The sequence below is a fragment of the Aeromonas sp. SE22 genome, from assembly GCF_038739755.1.
GTDB classification, from domain to species: domain Bacteria; phylum Pseudomonadota; class Gammaproteobacteria; order Enterobacterales; family Aeromonadaceae; genus Aeromonas; species Aeromonas jandaei.
The window spans coordinates 670339-685295 of sequence record NZ_JBCGFD010000001.1; the positions used below are offsets into that span (position 1 = coordinate 670339).

General features: G+C 59.7%; 11 protein-coding genes. 2 read left to right on the plus strand and 9 right to left on the minus strand.

The genetic code is table 11. The annotated features are described in order from the left end of the window. Positions 1 to 12 precede the first annotated feature (12 nt). From AAHA39_RS02920 to AAHA39_RS02945, 6 genes are read right to left on the minus strand one after another with little or no spacing between them, the layout of a single operon-like run. On the minus strand, positions 13 to 1512 hold the full coding sequence (locus tag AAHA39_RS02920; RefSeq protein WP_320655003.1) for a hypothetical protein: 1500 nt from the start codon (positions 1510 to 1512) through the stop codon (positions 13 to 15). Continuing rightward, on the minus strand, positions 1506 to 2969 hold the full coding sequence (locus AAHA39_RS02925; protein ID WP_320655000.1) for a VWA domain-containing protein: 1464 nt from the start codon (positions 2967 to 2969) through the stop codon (positions 1506 to 1508). The genes AAHA39_RS02920 and AAHA39_RS02925 overlap by 7 nt, the downstream gene beginning before the upstream one ends. Next, a complete protein-coding gene (locus AAHA39_RS02930; protein WP_201966275.1) occupies positions 2960 to 3949 on the minus strand; it encodes a VWA domain-containing protein in 990 nt (329 codons plus the stop codon). The genes AAHA39_RS02925 and AAHA39_RS02930 overlap by 10 nt, the downstream gene beginning before the upstream one ends. Then, positions 3946 to 4488, minus strand: coding sequence for a DUF4381 domain-containing protein (locus AAHA39_RS02935; RefSeq protein WP_320654996.1), 543 nt, complete (start codon positions 4486 to 4488; stop codon positions 3946 to 3948). Before AAHA39_RS02935 ends, AAHA39_RS02930 begins: the two co-directional genes overlap by 4 nt. Beyond that, positions 4473 to 5375, minus strand: coding sequence for a DUF58 domain-containing protein (locus tag AAHA39_RS02940; RefSeq protein WP_320654994.1), 903 nt, complete (start codon positions 5373 to 5375; stop codon positions 4473 to 4475). The genes AAHA39_RS02935 and AAHA39_RS02940 overlap by 16 nt, the downstream gene beginning before the upstream one ends. Further along, positions 5366 to 6316: an AAA family ATPase gene (locus tag AAHA39_RS02945; protein ID WP_320654992.1), complete on the minus strand. Its 951-nt coding sequence runs from the start codon at positions 6314 to 6316 to the stop codon at positions 5366 to 5368. The genes AAHA39_RS02940 and AAHA39_RS02945 overlap by 10 nt, the downstream gene beginning before the upstream one ends. A gap of 183 nt (positions 6317 to 6499) precedes the next feature. Here AAHA39_RS02945 and fadI point away from each other — a divergent pair, with 183 nt between their 5' ends. Both fadI and fadJ read left to right on the plus strand, forming a co-directional pair. Next, positions 6500 to 7810, plus strand: coding sequence for an acetyl-CoA C-acyltransferase FadI (fadI, locus tag AAHA39_RS02950; protein WP_320654990.1), 1311 nt, complete (start codon positions 6500 to 6502; stop codon positions 7808 to 7810). Then, a complete protein-coding gene (gene fadJ, locus AAHA39_RS02955) occupies positions 7810 to 9933 on the plus strand; it encodes a fatty acid oxidation complex subunit alpha FadJ (protein ID WP_320654987.1) in 2124 nt (707 codons plus the stop codon). The genes fadI and fadJ overlap by 1 nt, the downstream gene beginning before the upstream one ends. A gap of 165 nt (positions 9934 to 10098) precedes the next feature. On the opposite strand, the gene AAHA39_RS02960 is transcribed toward fadJ, so the two are convergent. The 3 genes from AAHA39_RS02960 to AAHA39_RS02970 are packed head-to-tail and all read right to left on the minus strand — an operon-like array spanning position 10099 to position 14846. Beyond that, positions 10099 to 11619: a SpoVR family protein gene (locus AAHA39_RS02960; protein ID WP_041207641.1), complete on the minus strand. Its 1521-nt coding sequence runs from the start codon at positions 11617 to 11619 to the stop codon at positions 10099 to 10101. A 9-nt stretch (positions 11620 to 11628) separates the two neighbouring features. Further along, complete coding sequence (locus AAHA39_RS02965; protein ID WP_104014735.1) at positions 11629 to 12900, minus strand: YeaH/YhbH family protein; 1272 nt, start codon at positions 12898 to 12900, stop codon at positions 11629 to 11631. Positions 12901 to 12923: 23 nt separating this feature from the next. After that, on the minus strand, positions 12924 to 14846 hold the full coding sequence (locus AAHA39_RS02970; RefSeq protein ID WP_033113275.1) for a PrkA family serine protein kinase: 1923 nt from the start codon (positions 14844 to 14846) through the stop codon (positions 12924 to 12926). Positions 14847 to 14957 lie beyond the last annotated feature (111 nt).

Here is a 14957-nt window from a genome sequence, read left to right on the forward strand (position 1 = left end):
GTGGAGGCTGGGTTAACCCCGCAAGGGGAACCGGTGGGCCATCAGGGCAAGGAGCTGAGCGATGCCCGTTGTTTCAACGTGGCAGAGCTCACGGGAGATTGTGCGCCATGGCACGATCGGCGCCAGGGGGGCAAAGCAGGCGCGATCCAGCTCGGCTTGCCATCTTTGCAACTGCCCTGTATTGGCCGGTTTGGCCCAAACGGATGGGGCGGAAAGCGAGACCCAATGGCGCAGGGCCAGGCGGCTTTGCTCGCTCTGCTGGCTGGCAAGTGCTCGTTGCAGACGATAGAAGGCGAGCCAGCGCGGACTGTTGCGCCTTAGGCCTCGCAACAGCAGTGCCAGCAATGCCCACCAGAGGCTCTCGTTGGCCAGTGGCAGTGACTCGCCCGTACCTTGCCGGCTGGCCGGCTGGAAAACGAGGCGAGTGGCAGGCAGCTTCGCCTGTTCCATACGACCGGTCGCGGTATTGAACCAGGGTAGGGTGATTGCCGGTAGCTGATACTCTCCTGCCTCGCCGGCCAGCAGGGTTTGGCGCCACTCCCGCTCAAACAGCAGTTTGCCCTCCCGATAACGCTCCTGCTGCTGCTCGCCATCGGGGTGCGCTTGCAGCCCGGCGGGGAGCTGCTGCGCCATAAGAGGGGCAAGCTGCACCTGACTGCTGTCGCCATTTTCGAGCGTGATGGTAATGACCCGGATCAGCGGCTCCCCCGCGTGCCCCTCTGCTGTGGGCTCTATCCGCTGGGCCAGCAGCAAGCGACTGGCTACCGGCGTCGCGGGTGCTTGGTCTACGCGTACCTGAAGGGGGGCTGCTCGGGCGGCAAGGCGCTGCAGCTGGCCCCCGTTTTGGGGCAATTGTCCCTGTAGCCGCGGGGAGTCGATAAGCCAGAGGCCCGGTGCCTTGGCCTGGATTAGCCAGCTGCGGGTCAATCTGCCGGGTAGCCCGCTCTGCACTGGGGGAAGCCACTCATCGCTGCCAAGGCGACGAATGATGAAATGGGGCGAGTTGAGTTCACTGAGCCCGGGCTGCTGCATGGTGGTGGGGAGCCAGAGCGTGAGCCGATAGATCACCGGCTGACCGGGATAGAGGGGGCCCTGATGATCAAGCTGGGCCTCCATCTCCAGTGCGGCTGGGGGGGGTGGTGCAGGCAGAGTTGGTTGTGGTGCTGGGGCTTTGAGAGTCAGTTCGGGTGTCCACTCGTTGCCAAGCTTGAGCGGGGTTATCACCATGCCGGCAGGATCATCTGGCTGGCTGGTCAGGTGCAACGGGATCTGCCAGCGGGTCAACTGCTGCACCGGGGTGGATACCCGGCTCATGGTGACTCTGCCCACGGCGAACTGGCGCAGCAGCGGTGTGATCTCTAGTTCGTTGCCCTGACGCACGCCATCCGCCTCGATCACCAGCAACCAGTCAGCCGGGGTGGCACCAGGCAGCAATTCGGCCCTTGGCTGTGCCCAGCCAGGGAGGCTCAACACCACAAGCAGTAGCCAGCAGAGCATGTGCTGCTTCACCATGGCTCTTCTACCTTGATGAGCTCACGGCGCAGCGCCTCTTTGCGCAGCCGCTGTTCCAGCAACAGCACTGGCGGCGCAGGGGGCAGGGGTACCGCATCGATCGGTGTCTGTTCTGGCTTGCTGGATGCGCTGCTGGGCGTTGCCTCTGCAGGGGCTGCCGACTCACCGCCTTGCAGTAGCGAGAGGTTATAGAGGGCATCCTCATGGCGTGGTTCAAGGGCCAGTGCTGCCAGATAGGCCTCTTTGGCTGCGGCCAGTTCCCCCAATTGAACCAACGCATTGCCCCGGTTGTAGTGGGCGGTCGCGCTTGTCTCCTGCTCGTAGGCCGCGACGGCTTGCCGATAATCGCCAGCACGATACCAGGCGTTGCCGCGCCATACCGGGTTGCTGAATGTGCTGGCTGCCAGCCGGTACTCTCCCTTCAGATAGGCTTGCATGGCCTGCTCGTCTGGTGATGGTGGGAGGGGGGAGGCTTGCGTCGGGGCAGGCGCCAGTAGTGACCAGCCGATGGTTATTGCAATGAGCAGTTGGGTTCCCACCCGGGCAAGCAGCGCCAGGGTCAGTAGCGGCAACAACAGCCAGGGGCCGAGATCGCTCGGCGCCGGGGCGAGCGCCACCGTAGTGGTCGGCAGCGGAGCAAAACGGGGAGGCTCGCTACCCAGCCACTGCAGTTCGCCACCCAGCTTGCGCGCCAGGGTAGCCATGACTTCGCTCTGTGGTGCGGCCAGTTGGGTTGGGGGGCGTGTGGCAAAACCCAGTTCATTGGCCGGAATGGGTGGCATGGCCGCAGGTTCTGCACTGCTGGCAAGGAGAATATCGAGTCGTGGGCTATTGCTGTTGTGACAGAAAAGGCTCTCCTGACAGGGCCACTGCGCGGCAATCTCATCCATCTGTTTGTTACTCAGGCCGTCGGTGATGAGCAGCAGACGTGCCTGCTCACCGGGGGCAATCTGTTTCATGGCAAGGGCGATGGCCCGCGCGGGGTTACTGCCTTGCAACGGCATGATGTCGGGGCGCAGATCGGGCAGCAGCAGGGCGATGGCTTGATGATCCCGGGTGGGGGGCATGGCGAGATAGGCGTCGCCAGCGTAGAGAACGAGCGCAATCCGGGCGTTGTTGGCAGTGCCAAGCAGTTGCTGAAGTTGCAGCCTGACCCAGGTAGCACGATCCGGTTTTAGGTCGGTGGCCTGCATCGAGCGGGAGAGATCCAGGATCCAGATATCGAGCGGCGCGGCCGGTTGCGCTTGCCACTCACTGCGCAGGGCGGGGCCGCTGAGTGCCAGAATGACCGGCAGCGTCGCCAGCCAGAGCCAGGGACTAGCCGGATTAGCTTCTGGCAACAGGTAGGCGCGCATGGCCGGAGCCAGCATGGGGGGCTGGCGACGCCGCCGCCATCCCTGCCAGAGCCACGGGATGAGCGCCAGTAGCCAAAGTGGCCTGAGCAGGATCAGATCCATCGTCTCATTCTCAGCAGCAGGGCGCGGGTAAATCGGTTATCTACCCCGCCATGGCCTGCGGGCAGCAGTAACAGCGCACAGGCCAGCGCCAGCGGCCAGGGGTAAAGCTCTGTCACCGGTTGATAGTGGGCGACGGGATGGGCGGTGGGTTCCAGCTGGTTGATTGCCTCGTTGATTGCCTCCAGATCGTTCTGGCTGCGGGCGCGAAAATAGCGCCCATTCCCAATTTGGGCCAGCTGCTTGAGCAGGGGCTCATCAAGCTCGCTGCTGGGATCGCTCTGATCTGCGCCAGCGTCATTGAAAGGCTGCACAAAGGTATCGGGGTCGGCTCCGACCCCCAGGGTGTAGATACGTATCCCCTGCGCTGCGGCGAGTTTGGCCTCTTGCTCCGGATCGGCACTGCCTGCGGTATTGCGCCCATCGGTTACCAGCAGCAGCGCCGTCGGACGACCCCGCTCGGCATGCTGGCGTGCCAGCAGGATCGCTTCACCGAGGGCGGTGGTACGGCCAACCAGATCAAAGTCGAGTTCATCACTCAATGTCAGCAGTGCCGGGATCTCCTGAGTCAGGGGAGAGAGCAGGTAGGCGTGATCGGCAAAGACGACCAGAGCGATCCGATCGCCGGCGCGCTGGGCGATCAATCTCTTGATTTGCTGGCGAACCGCCGTCAGGCGCGCCAGCTGCTCGCCGCTATCGAGCATATCCGGGGTGCGCATGCTGTCCGAGAGATCGACCGCCAGCAGCAGATCACGGCTCCCCTGATAGCGCACCACCGGCTCTTCCCACCACTGGGGACGGCAGAGCGCCGCAATCAGGGCGCACCAGATAAGCCCGGCTCGCCACAAAGACATGCCTGCATGGGCGCGCAGCAGGGGAAAGCCGGGGTGGGCAAGATAACCGTGGCGCAGGGGCGGCAGGCCGAAGCGCACCAGCAATGGTAGTACCAGCGCGAGCGCAAACCAGGGCCAAGCAAGGGTCATCGGTTTCCCCTTGCACGGGCCTTGCTGGCCTGCCGTGGCTTGTACAGAAAATAGGTACGTCCCCAGCGGTAATAGTTCTGTTTAAGCTGCTCGCTCTGTTCGTGGTCGGGTGTCTGATTGCCGTAGAGCCAGCTGCTCCAGTGGTGGGCAAACTGGCTGAAGCGGGTACTGCCCTGACGATCCAGAAACGCGAGCCACTCCTCTCCCTGCAACAGGCGAGACTCGGGCCAGCGATGCAACGCCTCCTGGCGCAGGTGATCCTGGATGCGATTGACCAGCAGCTGTGGATCGCCTTCCAACTGCCTGCACCAGCGCCTGTATTGCTGTACTCGCATTGCCAATCTGATGATCAGCACCAGTAGCAAAACGAGGATCAGGAGCCATAGCAGAGCTTGTAAACGGGGATCGAGGAGTTGCTCGCCAATCTCGGGGCCTGGATGAATGTCCCGGATCCTGTCCTTCAGCAGGGCGTTCAGGGGGGCGGTAATGGCCTCCGATGCCGGACTGCTGGTCAGGAGTGGCGCTATCCCTGATGACATAACCCCTCCTGCCACTGTTGTTGCAGTGTCCGACCGTTATCGAGCAGATAGAGCCGCTGTACCAGCGGCAGCAGCTGTTGCCTGCCAAGTTGCAGTTGCTGCTCGGCCGCCTGCTGGTAGCGATGGGAAAAGCCGTTGTGCTGGCCATCGAGCCAACCCTGATAGGGGGCTGAAGCTCGGTTGATGGCTACCGGCAGCAAACCGCTTGGCGGCAGCGTGGCTTCCAGCGGATCACGGATCTGCCAGTAGTGAATATCGTGACGCAGCGAAAGTTGTTGCAGCCGTTTGCAGAGCGCCGATTCACAGGGGCGGTGATCGGTAATGATGGTCAATCTGGCGCCGTGGGGGAGTGCCGTTTGCCCGAGGGTATCGGCCAGCGTCTGGGAAAGCGGCTGGCGGGCCAGTCCCTGCCGGTAGTGATGGCAAAGGGATTCGAGCAGCGGCAGCACGTTGCCCCGCTGGCTCTGGCGATGGGGGGCAATCCCATGGCAAATCAGGGTGTTGTGCTGTTTCTCATGTCGCCAGATAAGGGCGGCCGCCAGCTCGCAGCCAAGGCGAGCCTTGAGCTGCATGGTGGAGCCGAAATACATGGCGGGGGAGAGATCGAGCAGCAGCCAGTGCGCCTGATCCTGCTCTTCACGATATAGACGGGTATAAGGGCGCCCAAGACGCGCCGTCACCCGCCAGTCGATATGACGAACCTCATCACCCGCCTGATAGGCGCGCAGCTCGCGAAAGGTGAGCCCGGGAGTGCGCCCGGGTTTGCCACGCTCGGTGCTGCTTCTGCCCGCGCGGGGGGGCGCCTTGGCCTTGGCCCAGTAGCGGATCTTGAGCAGCTGTGGCAGCGACAGGGCGATATCGGGATGGAGGTCCGGCGCTAGGGACATGGCACCTGATCCAGCAGCTGGGCGATCAGGGTGTCGTTATCCAGATTGTCCGCCAGGGCCTGATAGCTTGGGATAAGGCGGTGACGCAGCACCGGATAGGCTTGCAGCTGGATATCTTCCGGCAGCACGAAATCCCGTCCCGCCAGCCAGGCGCGGGCGCGGGCTGTACGGGCCAGTGCCAGCGTGGCTCTCGGGCTTGCCCCCACCGCGAGCAGCGGTTCAAGGGCAGGGCAGAGGCCGCTACCGGGGCGGGTAGCGCAGACCAGCTCAACCAGATAGTGTTCAAGCCTGCTCTGCATGCTGACCGCCAGCACTTCGCTGCGAGCACCTTGCAAGGCGCTCTGGCTCAGGGTCACTGGCGCTGCGCCAAGCTGTTCGCCGCCGGCATTGAGCTGCAAGATGGCGAGCTCCATGGCCGGGCTCGGATAATCGACTATCAGCTTGAGCAAGAAACGGTCGAGCTGTGCTTCCGGCAAGGGATAGGTTCCCTCTTGCTCGATGGGGTTCTGGGTGGCGGCCACCATAAAGAGCGGCGGCAGGCGCCAGCTCTTTTTGCCTACGGTGATCTGGTGTTCTGCCATCGCCTCCAGCAGCGCAGATTGCACCTTGGCCGGCGCCCGGTTGATCTCGTCCGCCAGTATCAGATGATTGAACAGGGGGCCGGGCTGGAATACAAAACTGGCATCCTGCGGGTGAAACACCTCGCTGCCGGTCAGATCTGCCGGCAGCAGATCAGGGGTGAACTGGATGCGGGAAAAACGCCCCTCGACGGCGCCAGCAAGCGCCTTGACGGCACGGGTTTTGGCAAGGCCGGGAGCGCCTTCGATTAATACATGTCCTTCACATAACAGGGCGATCAACAGCCCTTCGATGAGCTCATCCTGTCCCAGAATTTGACTGGCAAGATAGTCCCTCAGTTGTTTGAACTCCGCCGCTGCCATGCGATAAACCCGTTGTTTTTATGGAAGTTGATCTTTTTATACTCCAGTTGAGCCACAAGGGCGAGTGAAGGGCGCCAGCCTTGCTGAATTTAGTTTCAATCAGCTGTATGAAACTTGTGATTGGATTGTTAAGATGTGGCGCAATGAGGTCAGACCTCTCCCTTATAAACCCAAGGAGCCAGGATGAAACAGCCATTGAAACTGACGACTCGCCAGGGCGAACGGATTGCCGTCGTGGCGGGGCTGCGTACCCCATTCGCCAAGCAGGCGACCGCCTATCATGGCGTCCCTGCGGTGGATCTCGGCAAGCTGGTGGTGAGCGAGATGCTCGCCCGCACCGAACTCGACCCCAAGCTTATCGACCAGCTGGTGTTTGGCCAGGTGGTTCAGATGCCGGAAGCCCCCAACATTGCCCGTGAAATCGTGCTCGGCACCGGAATGAGCGTCAACACCGATGCCTATAGCGTCTCTCGTGCCTGCGCCACCAGTTTTCAGGCGGTGGCCAACGTCACCGAATCCATCATGGCCGGTACGGTAGATATCGCCATCGCCGGTGGTGCTGACTCCTCATCCGTGCTGCCCATCGGGGTGAGCAAGAAGCTGGCTCGCGCCCTGGTGGATCTCAACAAGGCGCGCAATCTGCAGCAGCGCTTCAATATTTTGCGCCAGTTGCGGGTCAAGGATCTGCTGCCGGTGCCGCCCGCTGTGGCGGAATATTCCACCGGCCTCTCCATGGGGCAGACCGCCGAGCAGATGGCCAAGAGCCACCAGATCAGCCGCGAGGCACAAGATGCGCTGGCGCACCGCTCCCATACTCTGGCGGCGCAAGCATGGGCTGATGGCAAGCTTAGTGGCGAGGTGTTTACCGCCCATGTACCGCCCTACAAGTCGCCGCTCGAGCGGGACAACAATATCCGTGAAAGTTCCGATCTGGCGAGCTATGCCAAGCTCAAGCCGGTCTTTGATCGGATTCATGGCACAGTAACTGCCGCCAATGCCACCCCGCTTACCGACGGCGCCGCTGCCGTGCTGCTGATGCGGGAAGGGCGAGCCAAAGAGCTGGGTCTCGAGCCGCTTGGCTATATCCGCAGCTTCGCTTTTTCGGCCATCGATGTGTGGCAGGACATGCTGATGGGCCCCTCCTATGCCACGCCGCTGGCGCTGGACAGAGCCGGTATCACGCTCAGCGATCTCACCTTGATCGACATGCACGAAGCCTTTGCCGCCCAGACCCTGGCCAACCTCAAGATGTTTGCAAGCCACGAGTTTGCCCGTGACAAGCTGGGCCGCGATCAGGCCATCGGCGAGGTGGACATGGAGAAGTTCAACGTCCTCGGTGGTTCGCTGGCCTATGGCCACCCCTTTGCCGCGACCGGTGCACGGATGATCACCCAGACCCTGCACGAGCTGCGTCGTCGTGGTGGGGGATTGGGACTCAACACCGCCTGTGCGGCGGGTGGATTGGGCGTGGCTATGGTGTTGGAGGTTGAATAATGAGCGCTAAGACTTTTTCCCTGGATGTTCGCCATGATGGCATTGGTATTCTCACCATGGATGTGCCGGGCGAGAGCATGAATACCCTGAAAGCCGCCTTTGTGGAGGAGATCCGCAGCGTGCTGGCCGAGGTGAAACGCAACAAGGATTTGATCGGTCTGGTGATCACCTCCGGCAAGAAGGACTCTTTCATCGCCGGAGCCGACATCACCATGCTGGCCGCCTGCACCAGTGCCAAGGATGCCGAGACCCTGTCGCGAGAAGGGCAGGTTATCTTTGCCGAGATCGAGTCAATGACTATCCCGGTGATCGCCGCTATTCACGGCCCTTGCCTCGGCGGCGGGCTGGAGCTGGCGCTGGCCTGTCATGGCAGAGTGGTGACCGATCACGGTAAAACCGTGCTTGGTCTGCCCGAGGTGCAACTTGGTCTGCTGCCAGGATCCGGTGGTACCCAGCGCCTGCCGCGCCTTATCGGGGTGGCCAAGGCGCTTGATCTGATGCTGACCGGCAAGCAGGTGCGCGCCAAGCAGGCCAAAAAGTTGGGGCTGGTGGACGATATGGTGCCGCCATCCATTCTGCTGGATGCTGCAATAAAGCTGGCCAAGAAGGGCAAGCCCCGCCACGAGTTGAAGCGGGATCTGCAGGGCAAGCTGTTGGAGACCAACAAGCTTGGCCGCAAGGTGCTGTTCGATCAGGCACGTAAAGGGGTGATGAGCAAGACGCGTGGTAACTACCCTGCGCCGGAGCGGATCCTGGACGTGGTGCGCATCGGTGTGGAGGAGGGGATGCAGGCTGGCCTCGCCGCCGAGTCCCGCCACTTCGGCGAGCTGGTGATGACAGCCGAGTCTGCTGCCCTGCGTTCTATCTTCTTTGCCACCACGGAAATGAAGAAAGAGGTCACCTATCAGGGAGCCGAGCCGCGCAAGGTGGGCCACGCGGCCGTGCTGGGTGGTGGTCTGATGGGGGGCGGCATCGCATTCGTCACTGCCACCAAGGCGGGCGTACCGGTGCGGATCAAGGATGTGGCAAGCGCCGGGATCGGCAATGCCATGCGCTACAGCTACGACATCCTGGCCAAGAAACTCAAGCGCCGTCATATCTTGCGCAGTGAGCTTGAGAAGCAGATGAGCTTGCTGACCGGTACTCTGGACTACTCCGGTTTCCACCGGGTCGACATGGTGGTGGAGGCGGTGTTTGAAGATCTCAATCTCAAACACCAGATGGTGAAGGATGTGGAGCGTGAGTGTGGTGAACACACAGTGTTTGCCTCCAATACCTCGTCACTGCCCATCAACCAGATAGCTTCAGTGGCGAGCCACCCCGAGCGGGTTATCGGGTTGCACTACTTCAGTCCGGTCGACAAGATGCCGCTGGCGGAGATCATCCCCCACGCCGGCACCAGTGCCGAGACGGTCGCCACCACTCTGGCCTTTGCCCGCGCACAGGGCAAAACGCCTATCGTGGTGAAGGACGAAGCCGGTTTCTACGTCAACCGTATCCTCGCTCCCTACATGAACGAAGCAGCACGTCTGGTGCTGGAAGGGGAGCCAGTAGAGGTGCTGGATAGCGCGTTGCTCGACTTCGGTTTCCCGGTTGGTCCCATCACATTGCTCGACGAAGTGGGCATCGATGTGGGGGCCAAGATCTCCCCCATCCTCGAAAAAGAGCTGGGTGGCGAGCAGTTCCAGGCACCCAAGGCGTTCGACAAGCTGCTGCAAAACGATCGCAAGGGGCGCAAGAACGGCAAGGGCTTCTACCTCTATGGCAAGGCAGCCAAAGGTAAGAAGAAGGTGGATGAGAGCGTCTACGATGTGCTGGGGATCAAGCCGGTGGCCAAACTTGCCAAACAGGAGATTGCCGAGCGTTGTGTGCTGCTGATGCTCAATGAAGCGGCCATGACCCTTGACAGTGGTGTGGTGGCATCGGCCCGTGACGGCGATATCGGTGCCATCTTCGGTATCGGTTTTCCGCCCTTCCTCGGTGGCCCGTTCCGCTATATGGACAAGCTCGGTATCGATCATCTGGTTGGCCGTTTGGAGTATTACCAGAAGCGCCATGGTGATCGGTTCGCCCCTTGCGCCCGTCTCAAGGCGATGGCCGCGGAGCAGCAAACCTTCTACTGATAACCGCTGCAGATTGTTCGCAAGCCAGAGAGGCCCGCACACCATGCGGGCCTCTTTCTATGTTTTGGTTTGTTCGAGTTTTCAGGTGGTGCTGCGATGATGCAGGCAGAGGCGAAGGCCGAAAAAATGGCCTACCGAAGTGGGCCATTTGCGAGGTTGCATGGTTCAGATACCCGGCTTACGCTCCGGGCAGCGGCCGATGATATCTGCAGGCAGATCACCGTTATCCTGTTCCAGCACCACGTCGAATCCCCACAGCTGATGCAGGTGTTTGAGCACCTCATGGCGTGAGTCGCCAAGGGGGATGCGGTTGTGGGGAACATAGCGCAGGGTAAGGGAGCGATCCCCCTTCACGGCTACGTTGTAGACCTGTATGTTGGGCTCTAGATTGCTCAGATTGTACTGGGCTGACAGGGTGTTGCGCACTTGACGATAGCCTTCGTCATTGTGAATGGCGGAGACCTTCAGATAGTTCTTCAGATCATCGTCATCAATAGCGAACAGCTTCATATCGCGCATCACCTTGGGACTCAGGAACTGGCTGATAAAGCTCTCATCCTTGAAGTTCTGCATGGCAAAATGCAGTGTATCCACCCAGTTGCTGCCAGCGTAATCGGGGAACCAGTATCTGTCCTCCTCAGTCGGGTTCTCGCAGATGCGGCGCAGGTCGGTAAACATGGCAAACCCCAGCGCATAGGGGTTGATCCCCGAGTAGTAGCGACTGTTGTAAGCCGGTTGATAGACCACATTGGTGTGGCTGTGCAGCACCTCCATCATGAAGCGATCGCTCAGCTTACCCTCGTCATAGAGGTGATTGAGGATGGTGTAGTGCCAGAAGGTGGCCCACCCCTCGTTCATCACCTGGGTCTGCTTTTGCGGATAGAAGTACTGGCTGATCTTGCGCACGATACGCACTATCTCGCGCTGCCAGGGCTCCAGCAGGGGGGCATTTTTCTCGATGAAATAGAGAATGTTCTCCTGAGGTTCGGCAGGGTAGCGTCTGTCCTCCACCCCAGCAGCTTTATGCTGCTTGGGCAGGGTACGCCACAGCTCGTTGACCTGAGTCTGCAGATAATCTTCCCGCGCCTTCTGACGCCGTTTCTCCTCTGCCATCGAGATCTTCTGGGGACGCTTGTAGCGATCCACCCCGAAGTTCATCAGGGCATGGCAGGAGTCGAGCAACTGCTCCACCGCTTCGATACCATGCTTCTCTTCACACTGGGTGATGTAGTTCTTGGCGAACAGCAGGTAGTCGATGATGGAGGAGGCATCGGTCCACGCCTTGAACAGATAGTTGTTCTTGAAGAAGGAGTTGTGGCCGTAGCAGGCGTGGGCCATCACCAGTGCCTGCATCGGCATGGTGTTCTCCTCCATCAGGTAGGCGATGCAGGGATCCGAGTTGATGACGATCTCGTAGGCCAGTCCCATTTGGCCGCGCTTGTAGTTGCGCTCGGTATGGATAAAGCGCTTGCCGAACGACCAGTGCTGATAGCCGATGGGCATGCCGACGCTGGAGTAGGCATCCATCATCTGCTCGGCGGTGATCACCTCGATCTGGTTGGGGTAGGTGTCCAGCTTGTAGAAGCGGGCGACCCGAGCGATCTCCTGGTGATAGGTCTCCAGCAGATCGAAGTTCCAGTCAGGCCCATCATCCAGTGGCGCTACACGTTTTTCAGTTTCGATCATGTGACCTCCTCACGCCGCTTGTTTCTTGAACAGCTCCCGGAATACCGGATAGATATCCTCGACCTTGCGAATATGCTCCATCGCAAAGTGGGGGAACTGGCTGGCCACTGATTCATACTCGTGCCACAGGGTCTGGTGGGCACGGGTGGTGATTTCGATGTAGGAGTAGTAGCGGACCCTTGGCATGATGTCCCGCGCCAGAATTTCCCGGCATTGAGGTGAATCATCTGCCCAGTTGTCACCATCCGACGCCTGCGCCGCATAGATATTCCACTGGTTGGCGGGGTAACGCTCGTTGATGATGTCGTTCATCATCTTGAGCGCACTGGAGACGATGGTGCCGCCAGTCTCCTGGGAGTAGAAGAACTCGTGCTCGTCCACCTCCTTGGCCTGGGTGTGGTGGCGGATGTAGACCACCTCTACGTTCTTGTAGGTCCGGCTCAGGAACAGATAGAGCAGGATATAGAAACGCTTGGCCATCTCCTTGGTGGCCTGATCCATGGAGCCCGAGACGTCCATCAGACAGAACATCACCGCCTGACTGGAAGGGACGGGCCGTTTGACGAAGTTGTTGAACTTGAGATCGAAGGTGTCGATAAATGGCACCGCATCGATCCGTCGTTTCAGCTCGCGGATCTCCTTCTCGAGCTGGGTAATTTCGGCAAAGTGTTCGTTGGGATCGGCGGCCAGCTGTGCCAGTCGCTCTTCCAGCTCATGCAACTGGCGCTTTTTGCCAGCTTGCAACGCCATGCGACGCGCCAGCGAGTTTTGTAGCGAGCGCACCACGTTGATGTTGGCGGGCACCCCGTTGGAGGTGTAGCCCGCCCGATAGGTTTTGACTTCCATCAGCTGATTGAGCTGGGTTTTCTGCAGTCTGGGCAGCTCCAGATCTTCAAACAGCAGATCGAGATATTCATCCTTGGAGATTTGGAACACGAAATCATCGGCTCCTTCCCCCTGATTGGATGCCTGCCCCTCGCCAGAACCCTGTCCGCCGCCCCCTCCTTTGGGGCGGTCAATCTTGTCGCCGGAGACGAATTGATCATTGCCGGGATGCACCATCTCCCGTTTACCGCCTTGCCCCTGATGAAAATGGGGCTCGCCGATGTCCTTGGTCGGGATGCTGATGCTCTCGCCCTTGTCTACGTCCTGAATGCTGCGCTTGGAGACAGCATCAGAGACCGCTTGTTTTATCTGCTTCTTGTAACGGCGGATGAAGCGCTGCCGATTGACAGCGCTTTTGTTTTTGCCGTTGAGCCTGCGGTCGATAAAATGCGCCATAACTCCCCCTTGAACAGTCAGGGTCAGGATGACTTGCGTACCCTGAGATACCATTCGGAGAGCAGTCGCACCTGTTTACGGGTGTAGCCTTTCTCCATCATCCGTTCGACAAAGTTATCGTGCTTCTTCTGCTCCTCGGCCGAGGTTTTGCTGTTGAAGGAGATAACCGGCAGCAGCTCTTCCGTGTTGGAGAACATCTTTTTCTCGATCACGGTGCGCAGCTTCTCGTAACTGGTCCAGTTGGGGTTACGGCCTGCATTGTTGGCCCGGGCACGCAGCACGAAGTTGACGATTTCGTTACGGAAATCTTTCGGGTTGCTGATCCCTGCGGGTTTTTCAATTTTCTCCAGCTCGCTGTTGAGGGACGCTCTGTCAAACAGTTGGCCGGTTTCGGGGTCACGGTACTCCTGATCCTGGATCCAGAAGTCGGCGTAGGTGACGTAGCGATCGAAGATGTTTTGGCCGTACTCGGAGTAGGACTCGAGATAAGCGGTCTGAATCTCCTTGCCGATGAACTCCACATAGCGCGGGGTCAGATAACCCTTGATGAACTCAAGGTAGCGGTCGTGCAGCTCTTGCGGGAACTGCTCGCGCTCGATCTGCTGCTCCAGCACATAGAAGAGGTGCACCGGGTTGGCGGCCACTTCCGCGTGGTCGAAGTTGAAGACGCGGGAGAGGATCTTGAACGCAAAGCGGGTAGAGAGACCATTCATCCCCTCGTCCACTCCGGCGTAGTCGCGATACTCCTGATAGCTCTTCGCCTTCGGATCGGTGTCTTTGAGGCTTTCGCCATCATAGACCCGCATCTTGGAGTAGATGCTGGAGTTTTCGGGTTCTTTCAGCCGTGACAACACCGAGAACTGGCCCAGCAACTCGAGGGTACCCGGGGCGCACTTGGCCTCGGTGAGCTCGCTGTTGACCAGCAGCTTCTCGTAGATCTTCACCTCTTCGGAGACGCGCAGGCAGTAAGGCACCTTGACGATGTAGACCCGGTCGAGGAAGGCCTCGTTGTTCTTGTTGTTGCGGAACTGCTGCCACTCGGATTCGTTGGAGTGAGCCAGCAAAATACCGTCAAAGGGGAGGGCTGAGAGCCCTTCGGTACCGTTGTAGTTCCCCTCCTGAGTTGCAGTAAGCAGCGGGTGCAGCACCTTGATGGGCGCTTTGAACATCTCCACAAATTCCATCACGCCCTGGTTCGCCTTGCACAGCGCACCGGAGTAGGAGTAGGCATCGGCGTCATCCTGGGCGAAGTGCTCCAGCATGCGGATATCGACCTTGCCGACCAGTGAGGAGATGTCCTGGTTGTTGTCATCACCGGGTTCAGTCTTGGCGATGGCGATTTGATCGAGGATGGAGGGGTTGACCTTCTCCACCTTGAACTTGGTGATGTCGCCGCCAAACTCGTGCAGGCGCTTGGCAACCCAGGGCGACATGATGGGGCGCAGATAACGGCGCGGAATGCCGTACTCTTTTTCCAGGATTTCGCCATCCTCTTCGATGTCGAACAGACAGAAGGGGTGATCGTTGACCGGTGACCCCTTGATGCGATAGATAGGCACCTTCTGCATCAGGGATTTGAGTTTTTCAGCCAGCGAGGATTTACCGCCGCCAACAGGGCCCAACAGATAGAGGATCTGTTTCTTCTCCTCCAGCCCCTGGGCGGAGTGTTTGAGGTAGGAGACAATCTGTTCGATCGCCTCTTCCATACCGTAGAAATCTTTGAATGCCGGATAGCGTGCCACGACGCGGTTGGAGAAAAGCCGGCTCAGTCTGGGGTTGGCAGAGGTGTCTACCATCTCAGGTTCACCGATGGCGGTCAGCAGACGTTCGGCTGCAGAGGCGTAGCAGGCTTTGTCCTGCTTGCACATATCCAGAAACTCCTGGATGGTGTACTCCTCTTCCCTTGCCTTTTCGTATCGCTGTTGGTAGTGCTCGAAGATGCCCATAACTTTGCCCTCGTTATAGTCGCTTGCCCTGAAAAAGTTGGATGACTGCTTTTGTGTTGTTTGCAATGTTAAGCCTAGTCAACAGCCCCCAGTAATCCATCAAGGTCGATT

Bases quoted from the DNA above. Each gene is read 5' to 3' on its own strand.
- AAHA39_RS02920 (WP_320655003.1), bottom strand. From the start codon at position 1,512: ATGGTGAAGCAGCACATGCTCTGCTGGCTACTGCTTGTGGTGTTGAGC.
- AAHA39_RS02925 (WP_320655000.1), bottom strand. From the start codon at position 2,969: ATGGATCTGATCCTGCTCAGGCCACTTTGGCTACTGGCGCTCATCCCG.
- AAHA39_RS02930 (WP_201966275.1), bottom strand. From the start codon at position 3,949: ATGACCCTTGCTTGGCCCTGGTTTGCGCTCGCGCTGGTACTACCATTG.
- AAHA39_RS02935 (WP_320654996.1), bottom strand. From the start codon at position 4,488: ATGTCATCAGGGATAGCGCCACTCCTGACCAGCAGTCCGGCATCGGAG.
- AAHA39_RS02940 (WP_320654994.1), bottom strand. From the start codon at position 5,375: ATGTCCCTAGCGCCGGACCTCCATCCCGATATCGCCCTGTCGCTGCCA.
- AAHA39_RS02945 (WP_320654992.1), bottom strand. From the start codon at position 6,316: ATGGCAGCGGCGGAGTTCAAACAACTGAGGGACTATCTTGCCAGTCAA.
- fadI (WP_320654990.1), top strand. From the start codon at position 6,500: ATGAAACAGCCATTGAAACTGACGACTCGCCAGGGCGAACGGATTGCC.
- fadJ (WP_320654987.1), top strand. From the start codon at position 7,810: ATGAGCGCTAAGACTTTTTCCCTGGATGTTCGCCATGATGGCATTGGT.
- AAHA39_RS02960 (WP_041207641.1), bottom strand. From the start codon at position 11,619: ATGATCGAAACTGAAAAACGTGTAGCGCCACTGGATGATGGGCCTGAC.
- AAHA39_RS02965 (WP_104014735.1), bottom strand. From the start codon at position 12,900: ATGGCGCATTTTATCGACCGCAGGCTCAACGGCAAAAACAAAAGCGCT.
- AAHA39_RS02970 (WP_033113275.1), bottom strand. From the start codon at position 14,846: ATGGGCATCTTCGAGCACTACCAACAGCGATACGAAAAGGCAAGGGAA.